This is a genomic window from Rahnella sp. 1L-D-7-B-C2 (genome assembly GCF_057290995.1).
Genome location: NZ_JBXAVQ010000003.1, coordinates 302,377 through 320,022, shown reverse-complemented (window position 1 = coordinate 320,022; position 17,646 = coordinate 302,377). Strand labels below are relative to the sequence as shown.

Genomic DNA, 17,646 nt, shown 5'->3' with positions numbered 1-17,646 from the left:
CGGTTCAATGTGCGGCGGCGGATTTTTTCCCTCTCAGGCTGCTCAGCGTGACCGCCATGACCGATAACACGCCCAGCGCGACGGCAGGCGCCAAGACGCTCCATCCGGCGCGTTCGATATAGGGCATCCCTTCAGCCAGAACGCGCCCCCATTCCGGCACTGGCGGCGGTGCGCCCAGCCCCAGAAAGCCGAGTGATGCCAGCGCCAGAGCGATGCCCGGCAGGCGTAACATGGCGTGGCGCAGTAAGGGGCCGGAGAGGGCAGGCAGCACATAAAATACCGTGCGGCGTAACGTCCCCGTGCCCACCACCGGCAGCATTTTCATATAGGGACGTGCCTGAATCTCTGCCACCAGCGCGGCGGTATGCGCGGCGAGCGGCGCCCAGCTGACGGCGGTAACGGCGATAATCGCACCGGTCGCGGTCGGGCCGCTGACCGCCGCGACCACTAATCCTGCGATCACCGGCGGTAGCGCGTTGGTCACTTCGATAGGACCGGTCATCGCCCGCGGGAAAGCACCGACGGCCATGCCAATAACCAGACACATTAACGATACGGCCAGCGCCTGTAAGCAGGTATTGAGCGTGCCGTGCGCGACGCGGGCAAGAAGGTCACGCCCCATCGCATCCGCCCCGAAAGGCAGCGCCAGCGACGGCGGCTGTAAACGCAGATACCCGGATGTCAGCGGGTCGCGCGGTAAACCGGCAATCACCATCGCCACCAGAATTGCCAGACACAGCAACGGGATCCACGCCCGTTGTTTATGCGCTGGCGCGGCCTGCACCGGAACCGGCACAGCGCCGAGCGACAGCGCACGTCCAAGCAACAACCGTCGTGCGCCGCCTGCCAGCATGCCGGTGACGGACGCCAGCAGCAGCAGGATCAGCACGCCGGTCTGCAACGCCGGTAAGTCACCGGCTGCGGCTGCGCCGAGCGTTGCGCGACCAAGACCGGGGATGGCGAACACTTTTTCTACCGCGACAGCACCACCTGTCAGCGCCACCAGCACAAGACCGGTTAACGGCATCACGCCCGGCAGTGTGCGCATGACGACCGCCAGCGCCGTGTGGCGGCGTTTGATGCCGAGCACGCTCCACGTCGTCAGCCAGCTTTCGTTAAACGTGCCGGTCAGTGCATCGGAATAAATACGTCCGAGGTAGCCGCCCGCAGGCAAACCCAGCGCCAGCGAGGGCAGGACGGCGTAATGCCAGCCGAGCCAGCCGTAGGGTGGAAAAAGCGACAGCCAGACCGCACCGACGATCAGCAACAGTGAAGCCAGTAAAAACTCTGGCAGCGCAGTCAGCAGCGCCGCCAGAAAACCCGCCGGACGCGGCGTACCGCCCTGCAATCCACGCTTAAGCGTTCCCGCACAGAGCAACAATGCAATGATCATCGCCACCAGCGCCGACGACGCCATCAGCGTCAGTGAAACTCCAGTTGCCCGTAACATGCCAGGCAACACTGGCATTCCCGATACCCACGATATCCCGGCATCACCGCGTAACAGACCGCTGAGCCAGTGTACAAGCGCGTGCCACGGCCCCTGATCCAGCCCGAGCGAGAGGCGGATCGCGTTCAGTATCTCCGCCGTTGCTTCCTGATCGCCGGAGCGGGCACGAAGCAAAGACAGCGCCGGATCGGTGCCGGAAAGCCATGGCAGCAGGCCGATCAGCACCACAATCGCGGCCAGCGTCAGCAGGCGGGAGAGCAGTGGCAACAACGTCGTCGGCTGGCTCTGACGAAAACGGCTGACCCCCGCGCAGGTGCGGCAATACAGGGACTCACTCATCAGTCGGTCTCTTCCACGCGCTGTGTTGCGGCATTGATCAGCGTGCGTTCACGCGGATCACGCACTGCATCGCGCACATTAGCGGCTTCACCCTGAATGACGCGTTCGTGCAACATAGGAATGGCGGCATCGGTGGCGAGGATCAGGTTTTCAGCCTGGATAATGGCTTTGCACCGTTCAACGCCGGCCGGAATGACCGACGCACGTTGCAGCGCCTGATCGATTTCCGGGCGGCAAAGCTGGGCGATGTTAAATGAGCCTTTACAGGAAAAATCACTGTACAAATACGCTACCGGATCGCCGGAATCGAGCACTGTGGCGCGGGACAGAATAAAGGCGTCGAATTTACCCGCCAGCGCATCGGTCTCGATTTGTGAATATTCGCGCACCACCTGTTTGACGTTAAAACCGGCGGCGGTCAGCTGCTGCGCCAGATACACCGCCACTTCCGGCAGTTCGGCACGGTCGCTGAAGGTCGCCAGCGTGATGGTTTCACCCGCCGGTTTACGCGCGGTCACCGGCGCGCTCACCGGTTGTCGCAGCGGCGCCGCCCAGGGTAACGCCGGGCCGAGCAATCCCTGCGCCACGTCGGCGCGTTTTTCGTAGACGTTATCCACCAGCTGCTGACGGTTTATCGCATCACGTACGGCGGCACGCAGCGACGGATCCTGCATCACGCCAGACTTCGTATTCAGATACAGCGTATTGGTGCGTGGCATCGGCACTTCGTGGATTAAGCGTTGATCGAGCAACGGCGCCTGCGAAACCGGAATGGCTTCGACAATATCCGCCGTGCCGGTACGCAGAGCTGCGCTACGGGCGGTACCGTCCGGCACAAAACTGACGTCGATGCCGCTGGCTTTGGCGCTTTCACCCCAGTAGCCATCGAAACGTTCGAGGCGCGCGCTGCTGGTGCCGTTGACCTGCACCAGTTCGAACGGGCCGGAGCCGGTATGACGCGGATCTACCACGCCGCTGGCGCTGTAGGCTTTTTGCGATAACACCGCCAGCTGCGGGCTGGATAAACGCTGTGGCAGCAGCGGATCCGGCTGTGCCGTGGTGACGATCACCGCCCGTTCGCCGTCGGCAGCGGCGGTCAGTTGCACGCCATCCAGAATGCGCGGTTTGGGTGCCGCGTGCGCTGCAACGGTCAGCGCGTTCACGACAGTGGCTGCATCCAGCGCGGTGCCGTCGTGAAATTTAACATCAGGGCGCAGTTCGAACCGCCAGCTGTTTTCACCGGTCTGCTGCCATTTTGTCGCCAGCGCCGGTTGCGCTTCACCGAGTTTATCGAGAACGACCAGCGTTTCTGCCGTACTCCAGCGCGAAAGTTTGAACGCATCATCGCTGAGCGGCGTCAGGCCTGATCGCGGCGGTTGTAACATCGCCAGACGCAGGCGCGCATCCCCGCTGTTTTTGGGGGTTTTATCGGCCTCGTTGAAGCAACCGGTCAGTAAAAGTGCAGCAGAAAGCAGCCCGGCCAGCGGGCTTATGCGTAACGGTGACATCAGAAATTCCTTGTCAGATTGCGGGAGGAGGCAGCTGGCGGCAGATTCGCCACATCGCCAGTGCGCTTAAAAACGGGACGGCGGCCAGCGCCAGCCAGGGGATTACTGCGCCGGGCGACGGCACCAGCGCGTCATCAAGCAGGCCGCCCAGGAGGAAATTACCCGCCAGCACGGCAATCCCGCCCATAGAGGAGAGTGCACCGTAATGCGCGCCCAGATTATGTTGCCCGGCAAAGCGCGGTATGAGATCCATTCCCACCGGCACAATCAGCATCTGGCCGACGGTCAGCAGCGTGATCAGCAGCACCGACGGCAGCAGGCGCAGCCAGCCTTCCGGCGGCACCGTCCACGCAAACAGCGCGACAGCGACGAAGGCTGAAGAGAGCATCAGAAACCCTGCAGGCAGGATGATTCGCGCACCAGTCCGGCGGGAGAAACGCGCCAGTGGCATTTGCAGTACGATCACCAGAACTGACGCCAGCACAAACAGCGGCCCGAGATCCTGCTCGCTGCCGCCGGAACGGCGCAGTTCTACCGGCAACGCCAGATACAGCTGGTTGTAGCTGAACAGATAAGCACTGTAAGCCACGATAAAGGCCACAAAGCGCGGCTGACGGAAGGTCTGCCACCACGGGACAATTTTCAGTTCAGCTGCGCGTTTCGGCGCTGCGGGCAGGGTGAAGAACAAGGCCACCAGCGCCACCAGGAACAGGCCGGAACCGGCCAGCGCCACCGGCTGAAAACCGTAGCCGGACAGCAGCGATCCGAGCAGCGGCCCGAGCACTGCGCCCAGCTCCGCACACACGGCTGACAGCGCGAACCACTCGGCGCGGCTGCGCTTTCCCGCTTTCTCGCTGTGCGTCCCGGCCTGCGCCAGCAACGCCTCGATAGAGGGCGAAAACAATGCGCCGCCGATGCCGGTCAGACAGGCCCCGATAATCACCGGCGTCAGCGTGTCAGAAAGCCCGAGCAGCAGATACCCGGCGATGCGCACCACACAGCCGCACAGAATCACCCTCCGCGCACCGAAGCGATCGGACAACGCGCCGCCAACTAAAAACATCCCCTGCTGCGAAAAAGTACGCAGCCCGAGCACCAGCCCGATCGCCCAGCCTGAGAGCAGCATGTCATCGCGCAGGAAGATGGCGAGAAACGGCACAACCGCGTAAAAGCCAATGTTAAATACCAGATTACTGCCGAGCAGCAACGGCGGCCAGGGTGCGCCAGTGCGCGAAAAAGTGCGGGTAAACATCCGGTTATCCGTTAGAGGTCAAAGGTAAATGAGGGATCGCCTGCAACAGCTGGCGGGTATGCGGGTGGTGCGGTAAACGCAGAATATCTTGTGTTGCGCGGTCTTCGATAATCTGGCCGGCGTGCATGACCAGCAGCCGCTCGCACAACCCGGTGATCATCGAGATATCGTGCGTCACCATCAGCAACCCCATGCCGTTTTGCTGCGTCACCTGCTGCAATAGCTGTTTGATTTGCGCGCGCAGTGGCAGATCCAGCCCGCTGACCGGTTCATCGGCAATCAGAAATTCAGGGGAAATCGCCAGCGCACGGGCGATCGCTGCGCGCTGCGCCTGGCCGCCGGACAATGCGCCCGCTTTGCGGTGCAGCAGCGTTTCACACAGCCCGACCTGCGTCAGAACTTCACGCATGCGCGACAAGATTTCGCCGTGATAACCGAGGCGTTTGAGCGGCTCCGCCAGGATCTGGCTGATGGTGTGATTCGGCGGCAGTGAACCGGCCGGATCCTGCGGAATATATTGCACGCGGCGACGGTACCCGCGCAGCGAACGCGCTGAACCGGGGCGAATTTGCACGCCGTCGCAGAACACCTCGCCGCTGTCCGGTGCGTCCATCGCCAGCAGAATTTTGAGCAGTGACGATTTTCCACAGCCGGACGCCCCCACCAGTGCGATGCGTTCATGGCGACCAACACTGAGCGACAAACGCGAGAACAGCATATTGGGCTCCACCGGTGCCCGCCAGAAAGCGCGTGGCAGTGAGAGATGGCGGCTGACGTTGTGAAGGTGCAGAAATGGTTCGGTAACCAGATGCAGGGAAGGTGACATCAGACCGCCACTGCGCAAAGAGATGACATTTGCTGAGGCAGTGCGGCCTCTTTAGCCGCGTGAACCAGACGCTGAGTGTAAGGATGCTGCGGATGCGACAGTAACTGCGCCATGCTGGCGGATTCCACCAGCCGGCCATTTTCCATCACCAGCGCATGCTGGCAAAGCTGCGCAGCGACCGTGATGTCATGGGTGATAAACAGCAGTGCGCGAGCATCACAGGCCTCGCGCATTACGTCGATGACTCTTTGCTGGGTCAGTACATCGAGCGCGGTAGTCGGCTCATCAGCGACCAAAAGGGAAGAGGATGACTGCATTGCCAGCGCGATACATAAACGCTGGCGCTGACCGCCGGAAAGCTCCGCCGGATAACGGGCCGCAAAGCGTGGAATATCGCCGAGCCCGACGGCCTCTAGCATGGCCGCGATTTCATCCTCGCAGGCAGCGGGCAGGGCGAGACGCAATTGTTTACCGAGCGTCATCAGCGGATTCAGTGCGGTGGAAGAATCCTGAAACACCGTCGCCACGTGGCCTGCATGAGGCCGCATAATCGGATGTTTCCCGCAGACTTCCACACCGTTGACACGAATGCTGCCACTGAGGCGCACACCCGCTGGCGGTGTACCGGTGATGGTTTTGGCGGTCAGGGATTTGCCGCACCCGGACGCGCCGAGCAGACAAACGCGCTCGCCCGCATGGATGCGAAAGCTGACGTCCGAGATGCGCTTTTCACCGGCGATCCATAACGTCAGCCCCTCTACCGCCAGAACCGGTGGGCACTTTTTCGCCTTTTCTGCTGTCATTCCCTTCAACCCGCTCATCGTCTTTGAATACATGATATGTGATAACATAACAAAATGTATCAATTTGATGCAAAAGGTTTTGTGATTTTTATTCTCACCGGGAATGTGCGTAGAAATAACAGGGTCTTTATTTAACCCTTATTTCAGCAGGATTCTTAAGACAAAAAATGTCCGAAACAGCGTTCTGTCAGAATCAGCGCTTATTCTGCTTTATGATAATTGCCTTGCTCGTCGGCGCTTTCAAAAATCATTGAGACAGAATTGACGCAGTGACGCAGATTCTTCTCAGTTAAATATTCGCCCTCAAAAACATGCCCCAAATGCGCTTTGCAGTTGGCACAAACGATTTCCGTCCTGCGGCCATCGGCATCCGGTACACGTTCTACCGCACCCGGAATTTCATCGTCGAAAGCAGGCCATCCGCAATGGGATTCGAATTTGTGTTCTGAGGAATAGAGCGGCGCAGAGCATCTTTTGCAGACATAACGGCCTGGCGAAAAATGGTCGTTATACTCGCCGGTATTCGGGCGCTCTGTCCCTTTGTTTTCGATGACAAAACGTTCAAAATCATTCAGTTCTCTGTTCATTATAATTGCTCCAGGCAGGTGACATTGCAGCGATAGTGTATCTCTATATTGTGGCTATAGAGTATAGCTGCAAGTGCCTTCCTGCCTGCGACGTCTTACTTCACGCCACCCCCCAGCGACTGCCACAGCGTAATCCGGTTTTCAAAATCGGTCTGTTGCAGGGCGATTAAATCCAGCTGTGCCGACCACAATGAACGCTGATTAGTGAGCACCGTCAGGTAATCACCGGCTCCGGCTTGATAGCTGCGAAGGGAAATATCGTAGCTGCTTTGCGCGGCAGCGACGTATTGCTGTTGTGCATCCATTTGCTCATCCAGCGTTGCGCGGCGTGCGAGGGCGTTGGAGACGTCTTTGAAGGCGCTTTGAATGGCTTTTTCATAGGCGGCGATCAGCCCCTTTTTCTCCGCTTCGGCATAACGTAACTGCGCGGTGTTGCTGCCGCCAGTGAACAGCGGCAGGGAAAGGCTCGGGGCGAATGACCACACATTGGTGCCGTGGCTGAACAGGTTCGAGAGCGAGCTGCTGCCGACGCCTGCGCTGGCGGTCAGCGACAGCGACGGGAAGAAGTTCGCCCGCGCGGCACCGATATCCGCATTGGCGCTTTTCAGGTTGTGCTCGGCTTCCTGCACGTCCGGGCGGCGCAATAATACCGAGGAGGACACCCCGGCAGGCACCAGCGCGATGGCCTGCGGTGACAGTGATTCGAGCGTACCCGGCAGCAGATTTTGCGGCACGGTGTCGCCGACCAACAGGTTCAGCGCATTGATGTCCTGCGCGACCAGTGTCTGATAGCTGGCGACGCTGGCGCGCGCCTGCTGATAAATCGCCATCGAGGAGCTGACGTCCGGCCCGGAGGCTACGCCTTCTTTTTGCCGCAGTTGCGTGATACGCAGGGAATCGGCGGCGCTGGTCATGGTGTCCTGCGCCAGTTTCAGATTGCTGTTATCCGCAGCCAGCGTGATCCACGCGGTGCTGGTTTCGGCAATCAGCGTCAGACGGGTGTTCAGGGCGGTGGATTCGCTCGCCAGCCAGGTCTCTTTCGCCGCCTGACTCAGACTGCGGTTGCGGCCAAATAAATCAATTTCAAAGCTGCTCACCGCGCCATCTGCAGTGGCGCTGCTGCTGACGCCCGCATCCTGCGTCCGGCTGCGGGTTTGCGACAGCTCGGCATCCACGGTGGGGAACAGGCTGGCGCGCTGCTCGCCGTACAGGGCGCGGGCGGATTCGATATCAGCAATCGCTTCCTGCAAATCACGGTTGCTGGTCAGCGCCCGTTCGACCACGTTGTTGAGGCGTGCGTCGGTCATGATGTGCTGCCAGTCGGTCAGCACGGCACTGGCGTCTGCCGGGGTTCCCTGCGCCGCCCACACGGACGGCACCGGGGCGGCGGGGCGCTGATAATCGGGATCCAGCGAAATACAGCCTGCCAGCAGCATGGACAACGAAAGAATACTCAGACGAAAAATCATGTCTTACTCCTGCGCGTCTTTGTGGCGGGTGAACACTTTTTTCACCAGCACGAAGAACAGCGGAACAAAGAAAATAGCCAGCAGGGTGGCGGTAAGCGTGCCCCCAATGATGCCGGTCCCGATTGCGATGCGGCTGTTGGCGCCTGCGCCGGTGGCAATCGCCAGCGGCATCACCCCGGCGATAAACGCCAGCGAGGTCATCAAAATCGGTCTTAAACGGGTGCGGGCGGCGGAAACAGCGGCGGCGGTCAGCGTACTGCCCTGTTTAAGTGCGGCTTCGGCGAATTCGACGATCAGAATGGCGTTTTTCGACGAAAGCCCGATGGTGGTCAGCAGCGCCACCTGGAAGTACACGTCGTTATTAAGGCCGCGGAACGACGCCGCCAGTGAGGCACCGAGCAGGCCGAGCGGAATAACCAGAATGACCGAGAACGGCACCGACCAGCTTTCGTACAGCGCGGCTAAGCACAGGAACACCACCAGAATCGAGATGGCATACAGGCTCAGCGCCTGGCCGCTGGCGAGCTTTTCCTGCAACGATAATCCGCTCCACGCCCACGTCGAACCTGCGGGCAGCTGATCCGCCAGCGCCTCCATTTTTGCCATGGCAGCACCTGAGCTGTAGCCGTCAGTGTTTTCGCCCTGAATCTCAAACGAGGTAGAACCGTTGTAGCGCGACAGGCTTTCCGGGCCATAGCTCCAGCGGGTGGTGGCGAAGGCGGAGAACGGCGTCATGCTGGTGCCATCGCTGTTGCGCACAAACCATTTATCCAGGTCTGCCGGTTTAGAACGGAACTGAGTGTCGCCCTGAATGAAGACTTCCTTGACCCGTCCGCGATCGATGAAATCGTTGACGTAGGTACCGCCCCACGCGCTGCTCAGGGTGGCGGTGACGTCACTGAGCGATAACCCGAGCGCCACGGCTTTATTGTTGTCGATATCCACCTGTAGCTGTGGCATTTGCGGTAAGTCGTTGGCGCGCACCGACTGGAGTTCCGGGCTTTTACCCGCCAGCGCCAGCAGTTCGGTGCGCAGTTTCATCAGTTCGTCACGGCTGGTGCCGCCGGTGGACATCAGTTCAAAGGTGAAACCGTTACTCTGGCCGAGGCCGTCTACCGCCGGTGGCGTCATGGCGATGACTTTTGCGTCCCGAATAACCGATAAATCCCGCATCGCGCGCCCGGCGATGGATTGCGCGGTATTGGTGCTGCCCGGTCGGTCGTCCCAGTTTTTCAGCGAGACGAACGCCATACCGGCGTTCTGGCCGCTGCCGCTGAAGTTAAACCCGGTGATGGTGAAGATAACGTTGGTATTGTCTTTCTCTTTATCGAGGAACCACTGCGTCACACGGTCGTTCACCGCTTCGGTACGGTTGGCCGTCGCGCCGGCAGGCAGGGTGTATTGCACCATGATTTCGCCCTGATCTTCGGTTGGCAGAAAACTGCCGGGCAGGCTGTACATGACGAACGCCATTACCGCTGACATGGCGCCGTACAGCAGCACCATCGCCACCGGGCGGCGCAGGCCATGCATCACGCCATTCTCATAGCGGTTTTCAGTGCGTGAATAGAGGCGGTTGAAGCCGCCGAAGAAGCCGGTTTTGGCCTGCGGTTTATGACGCAGAAACGCGCCGCACAGTGCCGGAGTTAACGTCAGCGCTACCACCACCGAGAGGATCATCGCGGAGATAATGGTGACGGAGAACTGGCGGTAGATAACGCCGGTCGAGCCGCCGAAGAAAGCCATCGGCAGGAAGACGGCGGAGAGGACCAGCGCAATCGCCACCAGCGCGCCGGAAATTTCACCTATCGATTTTTCGGTGGCTTCGCGGGCGGAAAGCCCTTCCTCGTGCATTATTCGCTCAACGTTTTCCACCACCACAATGGCGTCATCCACCAGCAGCCCGATGGCCAGCACCATGGCGAACAGCGTCAGGGTGTTGATCGAATACCCGAACAGCGCGAGCACGCCGAAGGTGCCGAGCAGAACGACGGGCACCGCCAGCGCCGGGATCAACGTGGCACGTATATTCTGCATAAACAGGTACATCACCACGATCACCAGCACGATGGCTTCGACCAGCGTTTTGATCACGTCCTGAACGGAGATTTTGATGAAGTCAGTGCTGTCTTTCGGATACGCCACGTCATAGCCTTTCGGCATGCTGCGCTGGTATTCGGCAATGGTATTTTTTACCAGCGTCGCCGTATCGAGTGCGTTGGCTCCGGGTGCCAGCATCACGGCGACACCTGCCGCCGGATGGCCGTTCAGCTGTGAAGACGCGGTGTAATCTTCGCTGCCCATCTCGACACGGGCGATGTCGCTGATGCGCACAACCGCGCCGCCGGTATTGCTCTTAACGATAATATTGCGAAACTGCTCCGGGGTTTGCAGACGTGACTGCGCCCGCACGGTGGCGGTCAGCTGCTGCGTGTCTGAAGAGGGCAGTCCGCCGATTTTACCGGCTGAAATCTGCACGTTCTGCGCTTCAATCGCACTTTGCACGTCGGACGGCATCAGGTCATAGGCCGCCAGTTTGGTCGGATCCATCCAGATGCGCATGGCGTATTCCGCCCCGAACACTTGCAGACTGCCGACGCCGCTGACGCGCGCCAGCGGATCCTGCATGTTACTCACCAGCCAGTCGGCGATGTCCGAACTGGTGGCTTTGTCGGTTTTATCGTACACCGCCATGATCAGCAGGAAGCTGGATTGCGATTTAGTGACGGTCACGCCCGCTTCCTGCACTTCCGTCGGCAGGCGCGACTCGGCCTGCTGCACTTTATTCTGCACCTGTACCTGCGCGGTATCCGCGTTAGTGCCTTGCTGGAAGGTGACGGTGATATCCACAGAGCCGTCCGAGCTGCTGCTTGAACTAAAATACAGCAGGTTATCGAGACCGGTAAGCTGCTGCTCGATGACCTGCGTGACGCTGTTTTCAAGGGTTTCGGCGGAAGCGCCGGTATAGGTAGCTTTGATTTTAACCGACGGCGGCGCGACGTCCGGATACTGCGCCACAGGCAGCGTGCGGATCGCCATCACACCGGCCATCATGATCAGAATAGAAATCACCCACGCGAACACCGGGCGGCGTACAAAGAAGCGTGAAAACATCAGGCTGCTCCTTCAATGCTTTGGGTGGTGTTGTCATTCACGACGGCGGGTTGTACTTCTACCGGTTTGACGGTGTCACCGGCGGCTACTTTATCGTTGCCTTCTACCAGTATGCGATCCCCTGCCTGCAGGCCTTTGGTAATTACCCAAAAGGTGCCGGTCGCTTCACCGGTTTCCACATGGCGCTGTTCAACTTTGTTTTCTGCCGTGACGACCAGCGCGGTGGCTTCGCCTTTCGCGTCGCGGGTAATGCCCTGCTGCGGTGCCAGAATCGCATTTTCGACTACACCTTCATCGACCGCAGCACGAATAAACATACCGGGTAATAACACGTGTTTCGGATTCGGGAACACGGCGCGCAGGGTGACAGAACCTGTGGCTTCATCGACGGCCACTTCGGTCAGCTCCAGACGTCCTTTTTCGGCATATATCGAGCCGTCTTCCAGCGTCAGCGTGACGCCGAGCGTATCGCTGTTGGTCGCCAGCGCGCGTTTGCGCAGGCTCAGTAAATCGGCACTGGATCGGGTGAGATCGACATACATCGAATCGAGATTTCGCACGGTGGCGAGCGCGGTGTCCTGCGAGGCGGAAACGAGCGCGCCTGGCGTGACAGAAGAGATGCCAATGCGTCCGTCAATGGGGGAGGTGACGCGCGTCCAGTCGAGATTGATTCTGGCGGTTTCCAGCGAGGCGGCTTTTTCATCGACGCTGGCACGGTCTTCCGCACACGCGGATTGCGCATCATCGGCGTCCTGCTGCGACACACCTTGCTGTTTCACCAACGTGGCGTAGCGCTTCGCTTTCTGACAGTCGGAAATCACCAGTGCTTTGGCGCTTTTCAACGCAGCGGCGGCCTGATCGTAGGTGGCTTTATAAGATGACGGATCAATCTGATACAGCGCCTGACCGGCCCTGACGATATCGCCTTCGGTAAACAGCCGTTTCTGAATAATCCCGCCCACCTGTGGCCGCACATCGGCAGTCAGCGTGGCGGTGGTGCGCCCGGTTAATTCGCTGACAAGATTAAACGGTTGGGCTTTAAGCGTGACAATGCCCACGTCGGTGGGGGCCGGGGCTTGCTGAACCGTCGGCGAATTATCGCAACCGCTCAGCCCGAGAATAACGAACAGGCAGGTGAGTTTTATGGGTCTTATTGGCATGATGGTTTTCCGTCAGTCTGAAACAGGCATGAAAATCCCGGTGACCGCATTATAAATATAATGCGGAAATATTAAGGGCAGATTGCGTAAGGCTTTAATTAAGCAGGGTAAAGAATGAGGTCTGGCGAAACTGACTCACCATTACTATTATAATTTTTTTATTTTATCTGTAGCTTCGTTAATAATATTTATGATTTTAACCAGTTTTTCATTAGACGGTTTTTCATTATATTTCTTCGTCCGTAACGTTATTTTAAAGTTCTCGATGGCATATATAATTTCTGGCGGCGGTGGCGGATTCGTTTCCATCACACGGGTTTTTATTTTCTCTTCGACGACGCGAATTTCCTTCCTTCTGGCGGCCAGATATTCAGATCCGGCAGGCGTCATGGAAAACTGTTTTTTGCCGCCGTCGATTTCCGCTACGCTGGCGTAGCCTTCTTCGACAATCAGCGACAAGATCGGGTAGATCACGCCGGGGCTGGGGATGTAGGCCCCCATCGAATAGCCCTCAATGGTTTTAATGATCTCATAGCCGTGCGCCGGATTTATCTGGATCAGATGCAATACAAACAACGTCAGTTCCTGACGCGTGAGCAGTTTGCTTTTGCGGCGTGCTGCCGGTTCGGACGTTTTCATCATTTTCCCTTTTCCCTTCATCGGCTACGGCCTCAAGATATATCTTGTGAGCGTTGAGGGTCAAGCCTGCGACGGGGCGTAAATGTTGCGTAAGAATAGTGTTAATCGATTGTTTTAAAACAACTAAAATTTCATTCTTGCAGATTGAATCGATAACGCCTGACAAAACTTAACATTCTGCTCCCGCCATTATCTGTCTGAATTGCAATATAAAATCAATTCATCACGGAGGTGACGGTTTCGTTATGTAAGCATTGCGAAAAAGCGCCATTTGTCAGCTGCACTGACGGCTTTTAATGCTGTTCGCAATGTCTGAAGCCACGTCGCGCATCAGCGCCTGCTGAGTGGCGACCAGTCCGGGATACCCTGCCTGCGACATTTTCTGATGCTGCGTACGGCAGGTGAGTAACTGTTCTTCTGCTGAACCCGCCTCGAAACTTAGCCGCCAGGTCACGGCAATGCTGGCGCGGTTGCCCGGCCAGGCATCAAATTGTTGAACCGCTACGCTGATGCCCACCACCGGTTTGTCCTGCGGCGGCGTCAGCCCGCTGACCTCGACGGTATTCAGTGAGCGTTCCAGCTGGCCGGTGAGCGCGCTGCGCATTTCCTCTGGCAGCGGCGATGCCCACAGGGCGTTATCTGAGATAAAGGTTTCGCCGTTGCTTTTGCGCGTCACCAATTGCGGCTGATTCAGCTGTCCCGGCACCGTCACCGGATGCATGCGGATCACAAAGGGTGCGGCGGCAGCGGCGGGCGGCGTACTGTCGCCATTCACCAGCGTGTAATAGTGCGGCGGCGTGGACGTTGCACATCCGCTTAACAGCAGCAGGGCACCGGCGATGTTCAGGGCAGTGTTCAGTTTCATGGTTTTTCCTTGGGGTCATTCTGTCTGCCGGTCAGCAGCGCCTGCGGCTGACGCGTCAGTAAACCGGTGAGCGTGCGCAGGGAATAGAGCGTGCGCTGAAATTCGGCCAGCGTTTGTAAGAGCGGCGAATCCGCCGCCAGCAACTCTTGTGCGCCGTTCATCGTCTGGTCGAGCTGGCGCAGGGTTTGCGTGGTCTGCGGTAAGACCTGCCCGTTGACCTGAATTAGCGTCTGATTGAGAGTCCCCAGCGTGGCGTTGAGATTATTGCCGATCGATTCAATGGGCATTTTCGATACTTTGCCAATCAAGGTCGCGACCTGCTCCTGTAAATGATCGAACCCGCCGTTTAGCGTTGGAATGCGCAAAGGCCGCGCGCTGAGATCGAAAGGCACCGGCGCGGCGTTGGGGACAAAATCGAGCGAAATGTACAGCTGACCGGTCAGCAGGTTGCCGGTGCGCGCCTGTGCCCGCAGCCCGTGCTGCACCAGATCACGCAGGAAGACGGCGGCCTGTTTTTCGCCATCTTTTTCAGGCTTGGGTAATTTCTCCAGCACGCGGCCTAAGCGGTTCGGGTACACCTCAATGGTGACCACCGAAATAAACCGCGAGCCTGACGGTTCAAAATCCAGATCGATGGCCGTGACTTTGCCGAGCTTCACGCTGGAAAATTCCACCGGCGCGCCGGTTTGCATTCCGCGCAGCGACTGCTGAAAACGCAGCTGAAGAATTTGCGGTGTACCGTCCTGCGGTGCCATCGCCGAAAGCTGATCGTCGGCCAGCCGGAAAACGCTGTGATTGGTGGAAGATTTTGCGGTCTCTGAATCGGGAGGATTGGCGAACGCAATACCCCCGGCAATGACCGAGGCCATGGTCTGCGTTTTCAGCTGCAATCCTTCTGAATTGAGCGACAAATCGACGCCGCTGGCATTCCAGAAACGGGTAGATGGCGTGACAAACCTGTCGTAGGGCGCATCAATGAAAATATTGACACTCACCCCTTTACCTTCCGGGCGCAGCGCGTAAGACGATACGCGGCCAACCGGGATCCGACGGTAATACACCGCCGAGCCGATATCCAGCGAGCCGAGATCGTCGGCCACCACTTCAAACTGTTTGCCTGGCATGCCGTTTATCACCGTCGGCGGCGATTCCAGCCCGGTAAACGTGGTGCCGGATTGCTTTGATGTGCCGGTGTCGAGGCTAATGTATGCGCCCGACAGCAGAGTGTCGATCCCTGAAATACCGCCCATGCCAACGCGCGGACGCACCACCCAGAAACGGGTGTCGGCTTTCGCCAGATTATCAGCATTTTTCATCAGCGAGACGGTGACCAGCACGCGCTGGCTGTCCGGGCTTAAGACGATAGACTTCACCAGTCCGACGGTGACATCTTTGTATTTCACTTCGGTTTTACCGGCCTGTAAGCCGCTGGCCGTCTGAAAGGTAATACAAACTTCCGGCCCTGATGAAGCCCACAGCTGAAACAAGAGAAACAGGCCGATTAACGCAGCCGCAGCGGGCACCAGCCAGATCAGCGAAGGGCGCAACCGGCGCGGGATAAGCTCCGGCGGCGGTGGATCATAGTCACTCATTCTTATTATTTTCCCAAAGCAAACGTGGGTCGAACTTCATTGCTGCCAGCAGGGTGAACATCACCACGGCCCCAAAAAAGACAATGCCGATGCGCGGCTCGGCGGTACTAAATCCGGGGAACTGCACCAGCGCGGCGATCAGCGCCACCACCATCACATCCAACATTGACCAGTAACCGATATGTTCGGTCAGGCGAAACAGACGCGATCGCCGGACGCGTCCGGCGGTATCTCGTCGTTTTGTGGCGATCAGCAGCCAGCCGAGAATGCCAAACTTGGCGCAGGGCACCACCACGCTGGCGGTGAAAATCACTATCGCGATGCCGTAAGAGCCTGACGACCAGAATCCGGCGATGCCGCCGAGAATGGTGCTTTCGCTGCCACGCCCGCCGACGCTGTTGTACATCACCGGTAATACATTGGCGGGCAGATACAGCAACAGGCCGGTCAGCAGCAGCGCCCAGGTTTGCGTCAGGCTGTCCGGCAGACGCGGATGCAGCGGCGCATGACATCTCGGGCAGGGCAACTCATGCACACCGCCGATGTGTTCACAGGCCAGCCCGCAAACGTGGCAGCGCACCAGCCCCTGAGATAAGGCCTGTCCCGCAATTGTCATCCGTGCTTCCCCTTTACGGTTTTCAGCATCCACAACGGGTGAACATCCTGATGATTGATCACCGGCAATAGCAGGCATAAACCGAGCAATGCCCAGGTGCCTGGACCGGTGGTGATATTTACCAGCCCGGAGAGTTTGATGGCGGCGATGAGAATGCTGAGCAGCGCCACTTCCGCCATGCTCCACGGTGCGAGCCCGGCCAGCAGACGCATCGCGGGCGCAAACCCCGGCGCAGCTTTTCTCCGGCAGGCGTGAAACAGTACCCAACTCAGCAGCAGGATTTGCAGGCACGGACAGACGATAATCAGCAGCGCCAGCGGAATGGCCAGCGGCGAGGCATAGCTATGCGCCAGCGCCATCGCGGTTTCGGCTAACGTCGTCGCCTGCGACTGGCCGTGGAACTGGATCTCCAGCACAGGAAACAGGTTGGCGATGATAAAAAACAGCGCCGCTGTCACCGTCAGGGCGAACCATTGTTCCAGACTCAGCCAGCTTCCCCGGTACAGCACAGCCCGACAACGCTGACACTGCGCCGCCTCGCCCGGCCGCACAGATTTTCGGCTATAGAGGCTGTCGCAGTGTTTGCAAATGACCTGCTGCGGATAGATTTTCATCGACTGATCCTGCTTATTGAAGCTGGTCTTGCAGCTGTTCAGCGCCTTTGTCGAGGCCGGTTTCTGCTGCACTCAGCGCACCCCAGCTCGCGCCAATATTGAGCGAGTTCGGGTATTGCTTCGAGATGTACGCCTTCAGCAGCTGGTTGGATGGAGCATCATAAATTTCCACCGCATAACTCACCGAGCCGGTAAATGAGCCCTGTTTGCCACGCACGGATTGCACGATGTTGTAAGGGCCGCCCATGAGATCAAAACGGGAGAACGTCCCGAGCACCGGTGTGGTGGTTTCGGCACCGGTGAGGGTCAGGCGAATGCGCAAGGTGCCGGGCGTGATTGCATTGGTCAGCGGAAAACGCTCGCCAACGTTCTTGCCGAACGTCTGTTGCATGTAGGTCGCCAGCGCCTGTTTCTGTTCAGGCGAGACGTCGTCGAACTGCGCGTCCGCGCCCTGATAAATCACCACCGGATCGAGGATCGCGCGGGAATATTTATTCCAGTCGGTCGGGGCGCTGAAGCTGTAAGCAATGTGGCCGGAATCATCCTGAGTATCAGGTTTCATCTGGGTAGAAGAAGTGACCCCGGTGTAGGGCACAGGCTGGGTACCCGCGCACCCGGTGAGAAAAGCCAAAGAAATCAGAGCCGCCAGAGAATAGCCGTTTGTTAACGCAGACATTCGTCATACACCTTCTGTGAATAATCGTAGCGGGACGTCGGTTTATTTTTCATCAAAACCGTACGGTACGGTATATTTATGAGTGATGACCCAAGTGATGTCAAGAAAATGTACACGTCGGTACAGTTATCAAAAG

General features: G+C 58.5%; 15 protein-coding genes. All 15 read right to left on the bottom strand.

What is annotated here, in order from left to right; all coding sequences use genetic code 11:
* Positions 1 to 4: 4 nt before the first annotated feature.
* Entirely contained in the window at positions 5 to 1,789 is a 1,785-nt protein-coding gene (locus AC0Z7K_RS07705) for an ABC transporter permease subunit (RefSeq protein WP_485613713.1), read from the bottom strand.
* Positions 1,789 to 3,297, bottom strand: coding sequence for an ABC transporter substrate-binding protein (locus tag AC0Z7K_RS07700; protein WP_485613712.1), 1,509 nt, complete (start codon positions 3,295 to 3,297; stop codon positions 1,789 to 1,791). The genes AC0Z7K_RS07705 and AC0Z7K_RS07700 overlap by 1 nt, the downstream gene beginning before the upstream one ends.
* A 13-nt stretch (positions 3,298 to 3,310) precedes the next feature.
* Positions 3,311 to 4,549 carry an MDR family MFS transporter gene (locus AC0Z7K_RS07695; protein ID WP_485613711.1) on the bottom strand — a complete coding sequence of 413 codons (1,239 nt, stop codon included), beginning with the start codon at positions 4,547 to 4,549 and terminating at the stop codon, positions 3,311 to 3,313.
* 4 nt (positions 4,550 to 4,553) lie between these two features.
* Entirely contained in the window at positions 4,554 to 5,375 is an 822-nt protein-coding gene (locus AC0Z7K_RS07690) for an ATP-binding cassette domain-containing protein (RefSeq protein ID WP_485613709.1), read from the bottom strand.
* A complete protein-coding gene (locus tag AC0Z7K_RS07685; protein WP_485613708.1) occupies positions 5,375 to 6,178 on the bottom strand; it encodes an ATP-binding cassette domain-containing protein in 804 nt (267 codons plus the stop codon). The genes AC0Z7K_RS07690 and AC0Z7K_RS07685 overlap by 1 nt, the downstream gene beginning before the upstream one ends.
* 200 nt (positions 6,179 to 6,378) lie before the next feature.
* Positions 6,379 to 6,765 carry a methionine-R-sulfoxide reductase gene (locus tag AC0Z7K_RS07680; protein WP_485613707.1) on the bottom strand — a complete coding sequence of 129 codons (387 nt, stop codon included), beginning with the start codon at positions 6,763 to 6,765 and terminating at the stop codon, positions 6,379 to 6,381.
* Positions 6,766 to 6,860: 95 nt separating this feature from the next.
* A complete protein-coding gene (locus AC0Z7K_RS07675) occupies positions 6,861 to 8,231 on the bottom strand; it encodes an efflux transporter outer membrane subunit (RefSeq protein ID WP_485613923.1) in 1,371 nt (456 codons plus the stop codon).
* A 6-nt stretch (positions 8,232 to 8,237) separates the two neighbouring features.
* Complete coding sequence (locus tag AC0Z7K_RS07670; protein WP_485613706.1) at positions 8,238 to 11,348, bottom strand: efflux RND transporter permease subunit; 3,111 nt, start codon at positions 11,346 to 11,348, stop codon at positions 8,238 to 8,240.
* Complete coding sequence (locus tag AC0Z7K_RS07665; protein WP_485613704.1) at positions 11,348 to 12,508, bottom strand: efflux RND transporter periplasmic adaptor subunit; 1,161 nt, start codon at positions 12,506 to 12,508, stop codon at positions 11,348 to 11,350. Before AC0Z7K_RS07665 ends, AC0Z7K_RS07670 begins: the two co-directional genes overlap by 1 nt.
* A gap of 147 nt (positions 12,509 to 12,655) precedes the next feature.
* Entirely contained in the window at positions 12,656 to 13,150 is a 495-nt protein-coding gene (locus tag AC0Z7K_RS07660; RefSeq protein ID WP_485613703.1) for a PadR family transcriptional regulator, read from the bottom strand.
* Positions 13,151 to 13,421: 271 nt separating this feature from the next.
* On the bottom strand, positions 13,422 to 14,012 hold the full coding sequence (locus tag AC0Z7K_RS07655) for a PqiC family protein (RefSeq protein WP_485613701.1): 591 nt from the start codon (positions 14,010 to 14,012) through the stop codon (positions 13,422 to 13,424).
* A complete protein-coding gene (locus AC0Z7K_RS07650; RefSeq protein ID WP_485613699.1) occupies positions 14,009 to 15,604 on the bottom strand; it encodes a PqiB family protein in 1,596 nt (531 codons plus the stop codon). The genes AC0Z7K_RS07655 and AC0Z7K_RS07650 overlap by 4 nt, the downstream gene beginning before the upstream one ends.
* A complete protein-coding gene (locus tag AC0Z7K_RS07645; protein WP_485613697.1) occupies positions 15,597 to 16,220 on the bottom strand; it encodes a paraquat-inducible protein A in 624 nt (207 codons plus the stop codon). Before AC0Z7K_RS07645 ends, AC0Z7K_RS07650 begins: the two co-directional genes overlap by 8 nt.
* Complete coding sequence (locus tag AC0Z7K_RS07640) at positions 16,217 to 16,906, bottom strand: paraquat-inducible protein A (RefSeq protein ID WP_485613695.1); 690 nt, start codon at positions 16,904 to 16,906, stop codon at positions 16,217 to 16,219. The genes AC0Z7K_RS07645 and AC0Z7K_RS07640 overlap by 4 nt, the downstream gene beginning before the upstream one ends.
* Positions 16,848 to 17,510: a DUF3313 domain-containing protein gene (locus AC0Z7K_RS07635; RefSeq protein WP_485613693.1), complete on the bottom strand. Its 663-nt coding sequence runs from the start codon at positions 17,508 to 17,510 to the stop codon at positions 16,848 to 16,850. Before AC0Z7K_RS07635 ends, AC0Z7K_RS07640 begins: the two co-directional genes overlap by 59 nt.
* Positions 17,511 to 17,646 lie beyond the last annotated feature (136 nt).

What these genes read in the sequence shown, in the direction of transcription:
- AC0Z7K_RS07680 (WP_485613707.1), bottom strand. Translation starts at nt 6,765, where the DNA reads ATGAACAGAGAACTGAATGATTTTGAACGTTTTGTCATCGAAAACAAA.
- AC0Z7K_RS07700 (WP_485613712.1), bottom strand. Translation starts at nt 3,297, where the DNA reads ATGTCACCGTTACGCATAAGCCCGCTGGCCGGGCTGCTTTCTGCTGCA.
- AC0Z7K_RS07635 (WP_485613693.1), bottom strand. Translation starts at nt 17,510, where the DNA reads ATGTCTGCGTTAACAAACGGCTATTCTCTGGCGGCTCTGATTTCTTTG.
- AC0Z7K_RS07665 (WP_485613704.1), bottom strand. Translation starts at nt 12,508, where the DNA reads ATGCCAATAAGACCCATAAAACTCACCTGCCTGTTCGTTATTCTCGGG.
- AC0Z7K_RS07670 (WP_485613706.1), bottom strand. Translation starts at nt 11,348, where the DNA reads ATGTTTTCACGCTTCTTTGTACGCCGCCCGGTGTTCGCGTGGGTGATT.
- AC0Z7K_RS07685 (WP_485613708.1), bottom strand. Translation starts at nt 6,178, where the DNA reads ATGACAGCAGAAAAGGCGAAAAAGTGCCCACCGGTTCTGGCGGTAGAG.
- AC0Z7K_RS07660 (WP_485613703.1), bottom strand. Translation starts at nt 13,150, where the DNA reads ATGATGAAAACGTCCGAACCGGCAGCACGCCGCAAAAGCAAACTGCTC.
- AC0Z7K_RS07655 (WP_485613701.1), bottom strand. Translation starts at nt 14,012, where the DNA reads ATGAAACTGAACACTGCCCTGAACATCGCCGGTGCCCTGCTGCTGTTA.
- AC0Z7K_RS07650 (WP_485613699.1), bottom strand. Translation starts at nt 15,604, where the DNA reads ATGAGTGACTATGATCCACCGCCGCCGGAGCTTATCCCGCGCCGGTTG.
- AC0Z7K_RS07695 (WP_485613711.1), bottom strand. Translation starts at nt 4,549, where the DNA reads ATGTTTACCCGCACTTTTTCGCGCACTGGCGCACCCTGGCCGCCGTTG.
- AC0Z7K_RS07690 (WP_485613709.1), bottom strand. Translation starts at nt 5,375, where the DNA reads ATGTCACCTTCCCTGCATCTGGTTACCGAACCATTTCTGCACCTTCAC.
- AC0Z7K_RS07645 (WP_485613697.1), bottom strand. Translation starts at nt 16,220, where the DNA reads ATGACAATTGCGGGACAGGCCTTATCTCAGGGGCTGGTGCGCTGCCAC.
- AC0Z7K_RS07705 (WP_485613713.1), bottom strand. Translation starts at nt 1,789, where the DNA reads ATGAGTGAGTCCCTGTATTGCCGCACCTGCGCGGGGGTCAGCCGTTTT.